This is a genomic window from Persicimonas caeni (genome assembly GCF_006517175.1).
In the GTDB taxonomy this organism is placed as follows: domain Bacteria; phylum Myxococcota_A; class Bradymonadia; order Bradymonadales; family Bradymonadaceae; genus Persicimonas; species Persicimonas caeni.
Genome location: NZ_CP041186.1, coordinates 4,238,252 through 4,255,723, shown reverse-complemented (window position 1 = coordinate 4,255,723; position 17,472 = coordinate 4,238,252). Strand labels below are relative to the sequence as shown.

Here is a 17,472-nt window from a genome sequence, read left to right as displayed (position 1 = left end):
GCGGTCGATACGCACACTCCCGGCCACCCGAACGCCCCAACTCGCCGCACTCTAATCGCCTTTGCGAGGTCGTCGTCTGCCCTCGCCGCTAATCGCGGGCGTTACTGCCCTAGATGGCCTGCTCGCGAGCCGGGGACACGCTTCGGTGAGGCCGGAGCCGCCGCGACCCGCCAATCGCGTCACTTGTCTGACATTTTGTCTTGCAGCGCCTCCGAAGATACGGCACCATGCGTTCAATCATTCAGAGTTGGGGTAGACCTGCGACCATCACGAGTTCGATGGCCGGGCGACACCGGCGCCGATTCGAGCATTGTGTGGCATGCAAGGATTCGAAGGCAGTGAGCTGACCGACCTGTTGGTCGACCATCGCGTCGAGGTGAACAGCCTCGACGGATCGGCGCGGCTGAGCGTTCCGGTGCGGCTGACGCGCGGCCGCGAGGGCTTCGGGCCCCGGTTGTCGCTGCACCATGGCGGCCAGCGCAACTCGCCGTTTGGCTTCGGCTGGTCGCTCGGCGGGCTGGGCTCGATCGGGCTGGATACGCGCAAGGGATTGCCGTCATACCACGAAGGCGAACAGCGGTTTTCGTTCGGCGAGCGCTCGCTGGTGCCCTATCTCGAGAAGCGCGAGGGCCGGTGGCAGCCGCGCGTGGTCGAAAATGACGGTTGGCGCGTCGAATACTATCGCCCCCGCGTCGAGCGCACCTACGAGCGCATCGAGCGCTGGGTGCGCATCGCCGACGACCGGGCGCACTGGGTCGTGCGCGGCCGCGACGGCGTCGTGTCGGTGTACGGCCGACGCGACGACGGCTCCTCGCGCATCGCCGATCCCCGCGACGCCTCGCGCACCTTCCGCTGGCTGCTCGAAGGGCAGTACCACCCCAAGGGCAGCGCGATCCTCTACGACTACAAGCCCGAGGACGCCGCCGGGGTCGACAAAGACGCGCCCCATGAAGCCCATCGATTCGAAGGCGACGGCGGCTTCGCCCAGCGTTACCTGAAGCGGGTTCGATACGGCAACACCCGACCCGTGGCCTTCGACGAGCCGGTTCCGTCGGATGTCGAGTGGCGCTTCGAAGTCGTCCTCGACTACGGCGAACACGCCCCGGCCCCCGAGCAGGCTTACGAAGAATCGACGCCCTGGCCGGTTCGCCCCGACGCCTTCTCGAACCACCGCGCCGGCTTCGAGGTGCGCATCTATCGGCGCTGCCGGCGCGTGATGATGTTCCACCGCTTCGGCGCACTGGGTGACTCGCCGTGCCTGGTCGGCTCGACGGTGCTCGAGCACGACGACGACCCGGCGGGCGCGATGCTCGAGCGCGTGCTCCACCGCGGCTATCGACGCGCCGACGACGGCACGTTCGAAGAGGCCGAGACGCCTGCGCTCGCCCTCGATTACGCCCGGGCCGCCGTCGACGAGGCGTTCGCGCCGGCGCCGGAAGAGACCTCGGTCAACGTGCCTGCCGGGGTCGACGGCCACGGATATCGCTTCTTCGATCTGTTCGGCGAGGGGCTCCCCGGGCTTCTGATGCGCCGCGGCGGCGCCTGGTACTACAAGGAGAACCTGGGCGGCGGGCGCTTCGGGCCGCTTCGCGAGCTCGACGAGCTCCCCGCTCGCCTGTCGGCGGCGCTCGAGTTGCAGGACTTCGACGGCGACGGCGACCCGGATCTGGTGAGCTTCGCCGGCCGCGAGGCCGGCCGCTATACCCGCGACCGCCACCGGGATCGCTGGCAGCCCTACAAGACCTTCGCCTCGTCGGTGCGCGCCGACTACGCCAACGCCCGTCCGCAGTGGGCCGATCTGAATGGTGACGGTTATCCCGACCTGATCATCGATCGGCACGACCGCTTTATCTGGTATGCCTCGCGCGACGGCGAGGAGTTCGACGATCCTGTCGAGATCGCCAAGCCCGACGCCGGCGACGGGGGCCTGCCCACGCTTCGCCGAGACGGCCGGCGCTTCTTCTTCGCCGATATGAGCGGCGACGGGCTGCCCGACATGGTGCGCGTGGACAACGGCCGGGTGCAGTACTGGCCCAACCGGGGCCGCGGCCAGTTCGGCGAGGCGGTGCTCATGGGCGCCTCGCCGCGTTTCGACTCCGACGACGCCTTCGAGCCGAGCCGCCTGCACTTCGTCGACCTCGACCGAAGCGGCGCCGCCGACTTGTTGTACCTGGGCCGCGGCGAGCTTCGCTGGTGGAAGAACCTGGCCGGCAACGGCTTCGACGCCGGGCACACCGTCGGCGGGCTGCCCTATATCGACCGCCACGCGGCGGTGCAGCTCGTCGACTTTCTGGGCGACGGCAGCCGCTGCCTGGTCTGGTCGTCGCCGCTGCCGACCGCCGAAGGTCAGGCCATCTCCTACCTGCGCCTGAGCGGCGAGACCCCGGCGCGCACGCTCAGGTCGGTCGACAACTCCTGCGGTCGCCAGACCCGACTGGTCTATCGGCGCTCGACGCTCGACTACCTGCGCGACAAACAGGACGGCCGCGGCTGGCGTACCAAGCTGCCGCGCCACGGCGCGGTGGTCGGCGAACTCGAGACGATCGACCACATCGGTGAAACCCGCCGACAGACCATCTACCGGTACCGCGACGGCCGATGGGACGCCGAGGAGCGTCGGTTCCGCGGCTTCGGCCAGGTCGATGCCCTCGACCTCGCCCCGGACGCCGCCGACGCGCCCACCGCCCCGATGATGTGGCGCACGTGGAACCACGTGGGTGCCTTCGACGATTTTGATGCACGCGCCGACGAGTTCTTCGACGCCGACCCCGCCCAGATGCGGCTGGAGCCGCCGCGTTGCGTCGCCGGCAGCGCGTGGACCAACGCCGAGCACGAAGACGCCTTGCGCTCGGTGGCAGGTACGACCTGGCGCCAGGAGTACTACGAGGTCGGCGACGACGGACCGGCCGACGCGCCGCTGCGCGTCGTCGAGTACGCCTACGAGATCGAGCGCCGCCAACCGAGCGACGGCGAGCACGAAGCCGTGTTCGCGCCGGCCCAGACCGAGACACTGGTCCACGAATACGAGGCGCAGGCAGACGACCCGCGCGTCAGCCACCAGGTGCAACTCGAGGCCGACGCTTACGGCAACGTTAGCCGGCGGCTGTCGCTGGCCTACCCGCGCCGCGATGGCCCCGAACGCCTCGACGCACAGGCGCGGCTGCACGCCGAGCTCACCTGCACGAACCACGTCAACTTCGACGACCCGGCTCGCTACGAGCTCGGCGTCGAGGTCGAGCGGCTGCGCTACGAGCTTTCGGGCCTCGACTTCGACGGCGCTCGCCTCGATATCGACGCCCTTCGCGCGCAGGTCGACGTGGCGCTCGACGACCCGCTGCCCTACGACGCCCCTCTTCCCTTCGACACAGAGGCGACCGACGCGAATGTCGAAGCCCGGCTGCTGGCCTGGACGCGCAATCATTTTTGGGACGATACCCGCGACACCTCTAACCCCTTGGGTGATGTCGGCGAGCTCACACTGCTCCATCACGTCGACCGGGCGGTCTTTCCCGAGACGCTGGTCGCCGAGATCTTCGGCGAGCGCGTCGACGAGGCGCGCCTCGTCGACGCCGGCCTCGAGCTGCGCGACGGCTACTGGTGGACGCCGCAGACGACCTATCACTACCGCGACGCGAGCAGCTTCTTTCGCCTCGCCCGCGAAGAGCGGCCGGGCGGCGGGGAGCGGCAGGTCTCGTTCGACGACGATTGGTTGGTGGTCACCGCCAGCGAGGACAGCCTCGGAAACCGCATAGCCGCCGAGCTCGACGTCCAGCGGATGGCCGCCTGGCGCATCACCGACGCCAACGACAACGTCGAAGAGGTGCGCTACGACCCGATGGGAATGATCGTTGCGCGCTCACGACACGGCACGCGCATGGGCGCCGACGGAGCCGAGCACGCCTTCGGCGACGCCCCGCTCGAGCAATGGGAAGCGCCGGCGGGAATGACCTTCGCCGACTTTGCCAGCGATCCCGCCGCCCTTTTGGGCTCCGCCACGAGCTGCTCGTTTTACGACCTCGGGGCCTTCGAGCGCGGCGAAGGCCCGCCGCGCCTGCTCAACATCGTGCGCGAGGAGCATATCAACGACGGCGAGGGCGCAGGTGCAGGCGACTCGCGCCTCGACGCCACGATCACCTACCTGGACGGCTTCGGCCGTGTGCTGCAGACCAAGACCGAGGCCGGACCGGGCGAGGCGATTCGCCGCGACGCCCACGGCGAGGTGCTCGTCGTCGACGGACAGGTCGAGCACGGCCCGGCCGCGCGACGCTGGCTCACCTCCGGCCACGCGGTCTACGACGACAAAGGGCTCTTACTGCGTCGGCACGAGCCGTTCTTCTCGACGAGCCCCGACTTCGAGTCCGACGCCGCCCTGGAAGCTCATGGCGTCGCCACCGAATTCTCCTATGACGCCAGCGGCCGCGAGGTAGGCCGAAAGAAGCCCGACGGAACGGTCACACGTGTGGAGTACGCCGCCTGGTCGGTGACCAGTTGGGACGGAAACGACGCCGTCGTCGGCTCCGACTGGGCCGCCGAGCGCGTCGCGCTCGACGCCGACGACCCACGCCGCAAGGCGCTCGACGCCGCCCTCGCCCACGCCGACACGCCCACCTCCGCACATTTCGACGCCGCCGGGCGCACGGTGCGCACCGTCGAAACCGGCGAGGGCGGGGAGGCCGGCGAAGATCGCGTCACCGACACGACCCACGACCTGCGGGGCCTCCCCGTCGACGTGGTCGACCCGCGCGGCGTCACCACGCTGTCGTACCGATACGACATGCTCGGTCGACTCTTGTACGAGAAGAGCGCCGACGCCGGCGACAAGTGGTTGTTCAGGGACGCCGCCGGGCGCACCGTCGACCGCTGGGATGGACGGGGCACCCACGTCCACCAAGACTTCGACGAACTCGGCCGCCTGCGCGAGGCCAGTATCCATGAGACCAGCGGCAAGCGCGTGGTGCGTCGAAACGTCTACGGCGAGCAGGCCGCGCTGCCCGACGCCGAACTCCGCGCCCGCAACTTGCGCGGGCGGGTCTTCGAGGTCTTCGACGACGCCGGCACGCTCGCCTTCGAGCGCTACGACCACACAGGCTCGCCGCTGACCAAGCGACGCCGGCTGCGCGCCGACTACGACGCGCCGGCCGATTGGACCGACGTCGACTCGGTCGCCCTGCACCCCGAAGGCCACGTCTCCCAGGCGGGCTACGACGCGCTCGGCCGCCCCTACGAAAAGCAACTCGCCGACGGCACGACCCACCGCTACGAGTATGGACAACTCGGCGAGGTGCGCCGTGTCACCGTGTCGACCGAGGACGGCGTGCTGCGCGACGAGACCTTCCTCGAAGACGCCGCCTACAACGCCCGCGGCCAGCGCACGCTCGCAAGGCTCGGCAACGGCGTCGAGCTTCGCCACGACTTCGACGACCGATCGTTCAGACTGAGCCGACTGCGCGTCGAGCGTCCCGGCGAGGCGTCGACGCGACGCTACATGGACGTCGCCTACACCTACGACCCGGTGGGCAATATCACCCGGTGGGTCGATCGCCGCCAAGAGCCCGCAGCCGGCGCGACTGCCCTGGTGCAGGGCGCCAGCGTCACCTCGGCGCGCGAGTTCACCTACGACGCGCACTACCAACTGGTGCGCGCGACCGGGCGAGTCCACGGGGCGCTGCAACAACACGATTATCGCCACAGCGCTCCGGGAAGCGCGCGCCTCAAAGGCACGCGGCACCTGAGCCTGAACAACGGCGCGGCCATGGAGCGCTACACGCGCACCTACGCCTACGATCTGGCCGGCAACCTCGAGTCGATCAGCCACCAGGCTGCCTCGCGTAGCTGGACGACCGACTTGTGGACCGCCCCCGACTCGAACCGGTCGGTGGCCAAGCACGACGTCGACGGCGTCGAGATCGCCGACCCGGAGTCGTTCTTCGACGAGAACGGCAACATGGTGCGCCTGCCGCACCTCGACCGGCTCGAGTGGGACTGGGCGAATCGACTCTCCCGCGCGGTCGTCATCGAGCGCGATGGCGAACAGACCGACGACGCCGAGTATTACGTCTACGGCGCCGACGGCCGACGGGCGCGTAAAGTGACCGAGAGGGTCGTCCAAGGCGGAGTCGAGGTCACCGACGTGGTGTATCTCGACGACTGCGAGATTCGCGAGGTGCGCCGCGGCAGCGCGATACGCCTTCGCCGGCGCACCTGTCATGTGAGCGACGGCTCCTCGCGCATCGCCACGATGCACCAGTGGGACGTCGACGACCGGGGCGCCGAGACCGACGACCTCGACCAGAAAAAGATCCACTACCGGGTCGACAACCACCTGGGCTCGGTGAGCCTGGAGCTCGACGCCAACGGCGAGGTCATCTCCTACGAGGAGTATTTCGCCTACGGCGGCACCAGTTTTATCGCCGGCGATTCGGCGCGCGACGTCAAGCTCAAGGAGTACCGCTACAGCGGCAAGCTTCGCGACGACACCACCGGGCTGTACTACTACGAATACCGCTACTACGCGCCCTTTATCGGCAACTGGGTCAGCCCCGACCCGGCCGGGCCCGTCGACGGGCTCAACCTATACAGGTTCGTGCGCAATAACCCGATTCGGTTCGTCGATCCGAATGGGTTGCAGAGTGACGACATCCACATCGTCGGTGCCGTCGAAGGCGGGCTCAGCGAAGAAGAGGCGATCGCCCAATTCAACCGCTCGCGCGGCATCGAGTTGGGGATCATCGTCACCGATATGGAGCGCATAAACGAGACCACGTGGTTGATCACGGAGTCTCGCGACGACAGTCGCCGCCGCCAGGAGATTATCGACCGAGTCGGGGGCGATGAGGAACTCGGCGACGTCCTCTACACACTGACGCGGGTCACTGACCAGATGAACGGAGACAGCCGCCTCGACGAGGCGGTCGACTCGGCCGGCGGCGGTGGTGGTGGCGAAGGCGATGCCGGCGAGGGCAATGCCGGAGAGGGCGATGGTGGCGAGGGCGATGGTGGCGAGGGCGATGCCGCAGGAGAGACCGGCGACGGGGACGCCCCAGACGCTGCCGATCCGGGCCCAAATTCATCCGAGTCAACCGGTGACGGCCAAGATGAAGGCGGCGCGGGCCAAGACGAAGCCACAGCCGACTCCAGCAACGTAGGCAGCGACAAGGGCGCCGAAAACGGCGCCCCGAATGCCCCAGCGAGCGACAACGACGGCGTCAGCGGAAACGGCGACACCACCGAGGGGGTGGCCGAAGGCAGCACTGATGGCAGCACTACAGGTGGAGGAAGCTCGAGCGGCAACGCTCCCGACGGCGCGCAGAATCTGCCGCCGGTTCCCCCTGGTTTACCCACGAGCAGTCAAGGCATCCCCTACTCGCCGGACATCGACCCCGACCTGATCCGCGAGGGGGCAGGCGCCGGCAACCCGTACGTAGATCCACGCGGCACTCCCGGCGCCGACGACGGCAGCGGGCAACGACCGGGCGGCCAAGGGGGCGGCCACCCCAACGGCAGCGCAGGCGGCGGGCAAACCGGGACGCCCGGCGGCTCGCCCGACGGCGATGGCTCCGGGCCCGCCCACGGAAAACGCGGGCTCAAAGGAGGCATGGGCGACGAGGAGCTCCCCGAGTGGCTCTCCTGGGTCGACCCCGCCCTCGACGGGCTTCAGATTGGCCTCGACGTGGTCGGCCTGGTCCCCGGTCTGGGCGAAATCGCCGACGGCATCAACGGACTCATCTCGCTCGGTCGCGGTGACTATGTTGGAGCCGGGTTGAGCTTCGCGGCGATGATCCCGTTCGCCGGCTGGGGCGCCACCGCCGGCAAATTCGGCCGCAAGGCGGTCGACGCCGCCGATGCGCTCGGCGATACGACCCGGGCGGTGAGTCGATATGGGGACGAAGCGGCAGATGTGACGATGGACGCCAGCAGAAGGAATGCTGGTGGCGGTGCCGGCGGTGGTGGCGGTGCCGGCGGTGGTGGCGGTGCCGGCGGTGGTGGCGGTGCCGGCGGTGGTGGCGGTGCCGGCGGTGGTGGCGGTGCCGGTGGTGCTGGCGGTGGGGATGGCGATTGGGCGAGAGTGGGCAGATGGATGGCTCCAGACGAACTCGAAAAGATGAAAACCACAGGCCGAGTTCAGGAAGGTGGCGGCGGCGTCCACAGAGTTGCGTACCCTGCTGACCCTGATGCTTATAAGGCAGCCCCAACGGGAGATGTCTTCGCAACTTATGATGTCCCAGCCGAAACACTTCGACCGGCTGGCGATTCCGCTTGGCGCTTGATTGCAGGCCCGAACAGCATCCATGGCAGACTGGCCAAAAGACGAGGAGAGCCTGTCCCGCAGTTTCCGAAGTTTCGAAATCTTATCGAAGAGCTCATCAAATGAAACCGAGCCGCGAGCACATTCAATCATCGCTCCAAGCCTTATTGGCCAAGGTGAGCGAGTATGATGACGTCATAAATGATGCACAGTTGGATGATCTATCCTTGGTCATCGAGACGGATTCGGTACTGGCCCAAATCACGCATTGGCCACAGGAACATTTCAATGAGGGCTCAACAGAGTGGATCGTCCATGAAATCGACTCCGGAGGAGATATCTCACCTCACCATGCTACGTGGGAGACCCACCAAGAGTTCGAACGACTTCAACAGACCTTCTTGCTCGCGCTTCGAGACGTGACAGGCCTCGATCTCCTCTAAAACGACTTGCTTATTCCCGATGAAGCCACCCGTGGGGGCCAAGAACCATGGTCATTTCAACGTCATGAGGAAACAAGACAACGAACGACGCATTGAACGCGTGATGGCTGCCATCGAGGCGGATGCGAAGGGTGCTCCGCCGGTGCGCTGTGAAGTTTGCCTCGCACCGATTCGCGTCCTGCGATGGCCCGACGGAAAACTGCGCAGAACTGAATGCGACTGTGGCCGATACAACTCCGATTTTCGCTCGTAGCTCCGCCCCGGCCCGGCGTCTGAAAAATTTATAAACTGGAGATGTGTAAGTGAATCGCAACGACCTGCTGAAACTCGATGCCCTCGCCCACCTGACCCCCCGCGAGCTGGCCGAGCGCGACCCGCGCCTGGCCAAGCACGTCGACCGAAAGTTGACCGAGCGGGCCACCAAGACTCTGGCGCGCCGTTTCGAGGGTGCCGGTGCGCCGGTGCGCCGCGTGGCGGCCAACCTGCGCGTGCGTCCCGACGACCTGCGCAGCGGCCGGCCGCTCGGCGCGGTGATGCGCGGGCTCGCCGATCGTCTTCGCAGGCGCCGTGGCGATGGGGACGGCGCTGAGACGACCGCCGAAGTCGACCTCGACGCCGTGTTGGACACCACCGACGACGAGCGGCCCCTCGACGAACTCGTCGGCATGGATACGCCCATCGCGATGCACCCCGAGTTTCGGCCCCAGCTCGAGGCGGCCAAACTGTTCAAATTCGCCGACGCGTTCGCGCTCGACGACGCAGCGGTCGAGCCGCTCATCGACGCCGAGGTGCGCCTCAACCAGCTCGACGCCTCCCGGCTCGAGGGGCTGGTGGCCGGACAGGCGCTCGACGAGCGCACCGCCAAGCAGGTCGCCGACGCGGCGAACGCCTACCGGGTGCTCGACGAGAATCCCGACCTGGTCGCCGCCGCTAAAGAGCGGCTTCGCACCGAGCAGCTCGACGCCACCAAGCTCGTCGAGCTCGACGCCGACGGCTTCACCAAGATCATTCGTATGGGCGAGCTCGAGCCGCCGGTGGGCATGGACGTCGAAGGGTGGGCCGAGGGGCTGCACCGCAAGACGCTCAACCTCTTCCCCACCGCCGGCCTTGCCGCGACACTCGAGCGCGCCGAGAGTGACCGCGACTTCGCCAAGTTCTTGAAGCTCAACCGCAACACCGAGCTCCTCACCCTCGACCTTGCGTCTGCGGAGGTCGTCGAGAGCATCGAGTTCGGCGGCGTCGACGCGGACACCCGCACCCGCTGGCTCGACACCGCCAAGAGCTACCAGCGCGTCTGGGCGATGACCGACGACGTCCTCGACACCCACAAGATCGTCGACGCCGGATACGTCTCCGCGGTCCAGGTGGCCGGCGCCAAGGTCGAGCGCATCGCCCAAGATACCGGTCTGAAAGCCGAGGCCGTGCAGCGCTACTGGGACAAGTCGCGCAAGATCGCCACCACCGTGACCGGCTATACCGGCACCATCATCGACCTGCTCCACGGCGGGTTTAACGACACGGCGGTGAGCAATATCTCCACCGAGGTCGACTCCTACCTGGCCGAAATCCCCGGCTTCGACGATCTGTTCGGCGCGCTGGCGTTTTGCGACTGCAAGGATTGCCACTCGATTCTGGGACCGGCGGCCTACTTCGTCGACCTGATGACGTTCATCGACGAGCAGATCTCCCAGGAGCACTTCACCGGCGCGCTCGCCGATCACGTGCTGGCGCTGAAGTCGCGCCGCCCCGACCTGTGGACGCTCGAGCTGACCTGCGAGAACACCCACGAGCTGGTGCCCTACCTCGAGATCATCAACGAGATCTTGGAGAACGCCGTGGCGAGCGACCGCGGCTTCGACGGCGACTTCGCCGACCGTCCGGCGGTCTTCGAGGAGGTCTACGCCGAGGCGCTCCTCGGAACCCCGGGCCAGCCCCGAGACAGCTTCGAGCAGCCCTTCCACCTGCCCGTCGAACAACTGAAAATCTACCTGGCGCACTTCGAGCGAACCTTGGCGGACGCTGCCCACGCAGTTGGCGCCCCCATGGCTCGCGCCTCGCTGGGGCTCTCGCCCGATGCGTATGACGTTTTGGTCACGCCTGAAGACGACTTGGCTGCGCTGGAACGCTGGTACGGGCTCGACTTCGACCTCGACGGCGACACCATCTCGGCGTTCGACGCCCAAGACCTGGTGGCGGCGACCGGCCTGACGCGCAACGAACTCGGCCGCGCGGTGAACTCTTGGTACGTCTCGGAGGCCGGCAGCGTCGCCATCACCATTCGCGGTGAGAAGCGGAGCAACGAGAGCATCCAAAACGACATCGAGCGCATCCGCGGCTTGAAGCCGAGCTCGCTCGACCGGCTGCACCGGTTCACGCGGCTGTGGCGCGCGCTCGGCTGGACGATCGAGGAGGTCGACCTCGCCCTCGAGCGCCTCGACGATGAGGGGCTCGCCGACGATATCTCCACCGATGCCTGCAACGCGCTCGCCGCGATGCTCGAGCTTCGAAACACCCTCGATCTCGACGTCGACCAGACCCTGGCCCTCTTTTCGTCGATGCCGCGACGTGCCGCCGACGAGGAGGGCACCCCACTCTTCGACCGGGTCTTCAACACCAACTTCTTCGTTCGTACCGCCGGTGAGTGGCCCGAGGCCGGACTTTCGTATCTGCATCCGTCGCTGCGACCGTCTTCCGACGACGATGTCGACGACGATGCCGACCCCAATACCGGTCGGCTGACCGCCGGGCTTCGCACCGACGAGATGAGCCTGGGCGTGCTGGTGCGAGGGCTCGCCGTACCACTGGGCGTCACCCCCAACGCCGACGACGTCGCTGCGCGCCGATTCGCGCTCGACGCCACCAACCTCGGCTTGTTGCATCGCCACGCCCTGCTGACCCGCTGCCTCGGCGTGTCGGCCGAGCAGCTCTTCGCGCTCTGTGCCCTCGCCCCGAACCTCTCACAGGGCTGGGTCGCCGGACTCGACGACCTGCTGAACTTGGTCTCGTTTTGGAGCTGGTGGGAAGAGAGCGGCTGGACGCTCGACGCGCTCACGAGCCTGATCGCCCCCGACGCCGAAGACGACCCGCGCGAGGTTTTGTGGGCAGACGCGCTCTTCGACGAGGCGACGGTTGCGTTCATGGAAAACCACCCCGAGCTATTCGCCGACGCTGACTGGGGCGCGCCGGATGTCAAGACGCTCATGCAATTCGAGACCTTCGCCGACCACCTCGCCGCGCTCGACGCGCAGCGCCGGGAAGCGCTTCTCGACGCGCTCGCTGCCTACGACGAATCGACCGGGTTCGACGAAGCCGCTCGATCGCTCTTGGCCGAGCGCTTCGACACCGAGCTCGACCTGATTCAGTCGTTGCACGATCACGTCGCGCTGGGCGCCGACCCCATCGCCGCGCTCGGCCGCCTCGAGGCGGCCCTGGCATTGTGCGAGCGGCTGGGCGTCTCCGGAAACGCGCTGGCAGCGATGGCCTCGACCAACTACGAGGTTTTGTCCGGCGCGGCCGCCGCCTTGGCCGGCGCGATGCACACCCGCTACGACCAGAAGGACTGGGACGACACCGTCCAACCGCTCGAGGACAAGCTGCTCGCCCGCAAGCGAGACGCCCTGGTCGACTATCTGGTGCACACGGGCGCCCCGCAATTCGACGAGGTCGACGACCTGTACCACTACTACCTGCTCGACGTGGAGCTGGGCGGCTGTGCGCGCACCTCCCGGCTGGTCGCCGCCACCTCGAGCCTGCAACTGTACGTGCAGCGCTGTCGGCTCAACCTGGAGCGCAGCCCCGCCGGGGCAGCCCAACCCGTGGAGGTCTCGCCCGAAACCGTCACCGACGAGGAGTGGGCGTGGCGCAAGAACTATCGGGTGTGGGAGGCCAATCGAAAGGTCTTCTTATACCCCGAAAACTACGCCGAGCCCGAGCTTCGCGACAACAAATCGCCGCTCTTCGAGGAGCTCGAAGAGGAGCTTTTGGCCCAGGAGATCAACGCCGACACGGTGCGTGACGCCTACGCGCGCTACCTCAAGGGTTTCGAAGAGGTCTCCAAGCTCAAGATCGCCGGCGCCTGGCACGAAAAGGCCGCAGACGGCGACGTCCTGCACCTATTCGGGGCCACCTCGGCCGACCCGCCGGTCTACTACTACCGGCGCGTGGAGAATATCGAGGCGTCGGTCTCCGACGATGCTCACGCCGTGCACTGGTCGCCGTGGCGAAAGATCGACGTTCAAATTCCGACCCGAAAGGTCTCACCGGTGGTCTACCGTGGCCGGCTGCACGTCTTCTGGGTCAAATACGTCACCAAAACGCAGACGACCGTCTCCGACGGAGACGCCCGCTTCACCGGCTATCGCCACACGATGTCGCTCGAATATACCGTGCGCAAACTCGACGGAACGTGGACCTCGCCCCAGAGCGTCAAGCTGAACCAGAAGCCCTTCGGCGGCTATGGCCCCGGCGTCATCTCCGACCCGGTCATCAGCGACACGAGCTTCCGCTCGCCGTTCTACGACGACGAGAACCACAGCGAGCCGCGCGAGGGTTACACCCTCGATGGGTTCGCCTGGGAGCGGGTCTACCCGTGGACTCCGAATGACGATCTGCTGCTGCGCGGCGCCGACTTCCAGATGATCTCGGGCATCGACACCTACGAGCTCGACCTGCGCCCGCCCTTTCTCGACGATGGCGGCCTCGGCGTCCCCTTCGTCAATCCACTCGCAGGACTCATCGCGCTGGCATTCGGCGCCGACTTGTCGAGCCGGCTGGTGTGGTCCGAGAGGGCCGGCGGGTCGCGCAGGTTGCATATGGGCGAGGTCGAATTACCCCTCTTCGAGCCGAATACCCTGGCCACGCTCGTGGTGGAAAAGGAGCGCCTCGACCAGTACACCAAGAATCCGGCCGAGTCTGCCGGACCGCAGTGGGACGATGGGCTCACTGATCTCTTGGACGGTATCTTCAGCGGCCCCGAGATCGCGCGCATCAACGGCTCGGTGGAGCTGACGCCGGTGATGGGCTCGGCGAGCGACGTGATCATCGACCGCGACGGCGAACTCTTCTTGCTGCAAGAGGGCGCGCGCGACGACGCCAAATACCACCTGCGCCGACTCGGCACGAGCGTGGCCGAGGACATGGCGCGCGTGCTCTTCAACGACGGCGTCGACGCCCTGCTCGACATCGACACCCAGCTCGACCTGGGCGAGCACGAGCTGCCGTTTCGCATCGAGAGCGACCACGTCGTCGACGCCACCCACGCCGGCGAGCTCGACTACACCGGCCCCATGGGCTTGTACCTGCGCGAGGTCTTCTTCCATATCCCCTTCCTCATCGCCAACCACCTCAACAGCCAGAATCAATTCGAGGAGGCCCAGGCGTGGTACCACCACATCTTCGACCCGACGGCGTCCGACAAGGTCGGCGGGCTGTCCGGCCTCGACGAGCAGGAGCGTGAGCGCCGCGAGCGCAACCGAGTATGGCGCTACCGGGAGTTCCGCGAGATCGGCCTCGACTCGCTGCGCACCCAGTTGACCGACGAGGGCGCCATCGGCCTGTACGAGCGCGACCCGTTCAACCCGCACGCCATCGCCCGGCTGCGGCTGAGCGCCTATCAGAAGACGATCTTGATGAAGTACGTCGACAACCTGCTCGACTGGGGCGACTCGCATTTCGGGCGGTTCACCATGGAGTCGCTCAACGAGGCGACCCTGCTGTACGTGACCGCCCAGGAGTTGCTCGGCAAGCGGCCGCCGGTGCTCGGCGATTGCGGCGAGCTCGAAGACGCCTCCCGACGCACCTTCGACGAGATCGCGCCCAATCTTACGGGCGATTTTTTGGCCGAGCTCGAGACCTGGACGGTCAACAAATACCGCCGACGCCTGCGCACGTTTGACCAGCGCTTTGCCATGGTCGACGTCACCGCCACGCGCCGCGCGACCGAAAAGGCGTACACCAAGTACGTCGACGCCACGGTCGACGAAGACGTGTTCGACGACAAGCGAGCCTTGAAGGCCGACTTCGTCGACACAATCGCGCTTCGCAAAAAGAGCGCGCACAAAGCCGACACGGCCAAGGCACCGACCCGCGACATCCAGTTCCGCCCCCGCGGCAAGACCCAGACGAACAAGTCGTCCCAAACGGCCTCGTTCGGCTGGTCGGTGACCCGCCAGGTCAACCCGGTCTTCTGCGTGCCCAAGAACAAAAAGCTTTTGGGCTATTGGGACCGGGTCGAAGACCGGCTCTACAAGCTGCGAAACTGCATGACGATCGACGGGGTCAAGAAGCTGCCGGCGCTCTTCGCCCCGCCCATCGACCCGGCGATGCTCGTCGCCGCCCGCGCTGCGGGCTTGAGCCTGCAAGACGCTCTCGACGCCGTCGCAGGCGAGCTTCCGGCGTATCGCTTCCGCTACCTGGTCGCCAAGGCGCGCCAGTACGTCGGCGGGGTGCAGAGCTTCGGCGCTGCCTTGATGCAAGCCATCGAAAAACGCGACGCCGAGGAGCTCGCCCGCATCCGGCGCACCCACCAGAAAAACGTGCTCGACCTGACCGAGGCGCTCAAAGAGCAGGAGATCGAGGCCGCCGACAAGAACCTGGCCACCCTGCAGAAGCGCATCGACGCGGCGACCTACCGAAAGGAGCACTACGAAGCGTTGATCGATGAGGGCCGGCTCGACAGCGAGGTCGTCCAGCACAGCGCCAAGATGACCTCGGCGGTGCTTCGGGGGACCACCGGCGTGCTCGAGACCGTGGGTGCCATCGCCTACCTGGTTCCCCAATTCGGCTCCCCCTTTGCGATGAAATACGGCGGCAAGGAAGCCGCAGACTCGGGCACCACCTGGGCCGAGGTCACGCGCGCGGCCGCCGGGGTCACCGACGCCATTGGCGCCGGCGCAGGCCTCATCGCCTCGAACACACGGCGCGAGCAGGGCTGGGAGCACCAAAAGGAGCTGGCGCAAAAAGAGCTCGACACCCTCGGCGCCCAGGTCGAGTCGGCCACGCTGCGAAAGCAAATCGCCCAGGCCGGCCTCGAGCTGCACCGCACCACCCAAGAGCAACTCGACGAGGTCATCGACTTCTACGAAGAGAAGTTCAGCAATCTGGGGCTGTACACCTGGCTGTCGAGCCGGCTGCAGGCGCTGTACCGCGAGGCGTACAACACCGCGCTGAGCTTCGTGCGCATGGCCGAGGCGGCGTACCACTTCGAGCGCGACGACACTACTGTTTTCGTCGACGGCGCCGCCTGGGACGCCTCGCACGCCGGCCTGCTCGCCGGCGAAGAGTTGATGCTGGCGCTCGACAAGATGGAGCAGCGCTTCATCGAGACCGACTACCGCTCGCTCGAGCTCAACCAGAGCTTCTCGCTGGCCCAGATCGACCCCAAGGCGCTGCTCGGGCTCAAGCAGGACGGACGCTGCGAGTTCCACGTCCCGGAGTTCTTCTTCGACCTGTACTACCCGGGCCACTACAAGCGGCGCATCAAGGCGGTGCGCCTGTCGATCCCCTGCATCACCGGGCCGTACACCAACGTCTCCGCTCGCCTGGAGCTGGTCTCCAGCCAGATGCGCACCCACGCAAGCCTCGAGGCCGACGCGCTGGTCGACGTGCCCGCCACGCGGACCACCTCGGTGGCCACGAGCACCGCCCAGGGCGACGCCGGCGTCTTCGAGCTCAACTTCCGCGACGAGCGCTACATGCCTTTCGAGGGCGCCGGCGCGGTGAGCACCTGGCGCCTGGAGCTGCCGCGAAACTTCCGGCCCTTCGACTACAACACGATCAACGACGTCATCCTCAACATCAGCTACACCGCCGAAGACGACGGCGTGCTGCGCGAAGAGGTCGAAGGCCAGAACGCCCAAGCCGAAAGCGCGCTGCTCGACTTCATGGCGGATAACGGCCTGACCCGCGTGATCAGCATGCGCCAAGAGTACTCGAGCGCGTTCCACCGGCTGACCCACGCCGACGCCGGCACCGCCGTCGACTTCGACATCTCGTCGAAGCATTTCCCGCTCTTTCTACAAGGCCGCGACCTGCAGCCCACCAAGGTGCGCCTGGTCGTCGTGCCCACCCCCGACGCCGACCCGACCAGCCTCGCCCTGCGCCTCGACGGCAACGAAGCCAGCGGCTTTGTGGCCGACAGCGCCCTTGGAGAGCTACCGACCGCCGAGACGGCGCTCGCGATGCCCCTCAAAGACACCCACACGCTCGAGCTGGCTGCGCCCGGCGCACTCGCCCGCACCAGTAACGCTGCGCGCATAGATCCGGATTTGGTCGAAGATGTGCTGTTGGTGATCGACTATGGGCTGTAGGCCCACAGCCACGGGGATTCACACCGGAACCACAGAGTTGAACCGGCGACGTGAACCCGAGCGGTATGTGAGAACCTGGGGGCTTTTCGCCCAACTTGGGCCCCCCCGCCCTTTTTGCACACCCAAGAAACGCCGAAACCCCTGCAAATGCGGGGGTTCTCGGCAAAGCGGGCGACGAGATTTGAACTCGCGACAACTAGCTTGGGAATCTCCACAGAACTCTCTTCGAAAAGCCTAAACCCCGCAAAGGGCCCCGCAGCGCCGCGATTTTGCGACACGTTACGATAACGCGAAGCAGGACCCGACACGCAGCGATGTGGGACTTTGTGTGGGAGTTGGTGGGTGAGATGTGGGACTTGGAGGAAGTTGGCAATATGGACTCGAGCAATCGACTGTGGGACTTGCCATCTTAGGACTGGTCGAAAGACAGCACCGCTGCGTCATTTCCGTCTCAACCACGCGGCGCTCAGCACATTGC

At 66.7% G+C, this 17,472-nt stretch carries 3 protein-coding genes; all 3 read left to right on the top strand.

Annotation, left to right across the window (positions count from 1 at the left end; all coding sequences use genetic code 11):
• The first annotated feature begins 319 nt into the window (after window positions 1-319).
• The 3 genes from FIV42_RS15620 to FIV42_RS15610 all read left to right on the top strand — a co-directional run bounded on the left by FIV42_RS15620 (window position 320) and on the right by FIV42_RS15610 (window position 16,994).
• Entirely contained in the window at window positions 320-8,371 is an 8,052-nt protein-coding gene (locus FIV42_RS15620) for a SpvB/TcaC N-terminal domain-containing protein (RefSeq protein ID WP_141198597.1), read from the top strand.
• A complete protein-coding gene (locus FIV42_RS15615; protein ID WP_141198596.1) occupies window positions 8,368-8,688 on the top strand; it encodes a hypothetical protein in 321 nt (106 codons plus the stop codon). Before FIV42_RS15620 ends, FIV42_RS15615 begins: the two co-directional genes overlap by 4 nt.
• A 302-nt stretch (window positions 8,689-8,990) precedes the next feature.
• The gene (locus tag FIV42_RS15610) at window positions 8,991-16,994 is read left to right on the top strand and encodes a Tc toxin subunit A-related protein (protein ID WP_141198595.1); all 8,004 of its coding nucleotides are present in this window, start codon (window positions 8,991-8,993) and stop codon (window positions 16,992-16,994) included.
• Window positions 16,995-17,472: the final 478 nt, after the last annotated feature.

Bases quoted from the DNA above. Each gene is read 5' to 3' on its own strand.
- FIV42_RS15615 (WP_141198596.1), top strand. From the start codon at position 8,368: ATGAAACCGAGCCGCGAGCACATTCAATCATCGCTCCAAGCCTTATTG.
- FIV42_RS15620 (WP_141198597.1), top strand. From the start codon at position 320: ATGCAAGGATTCGAAGGCAGTGAGCTGACCGACCTGTTGGTCGACCAT.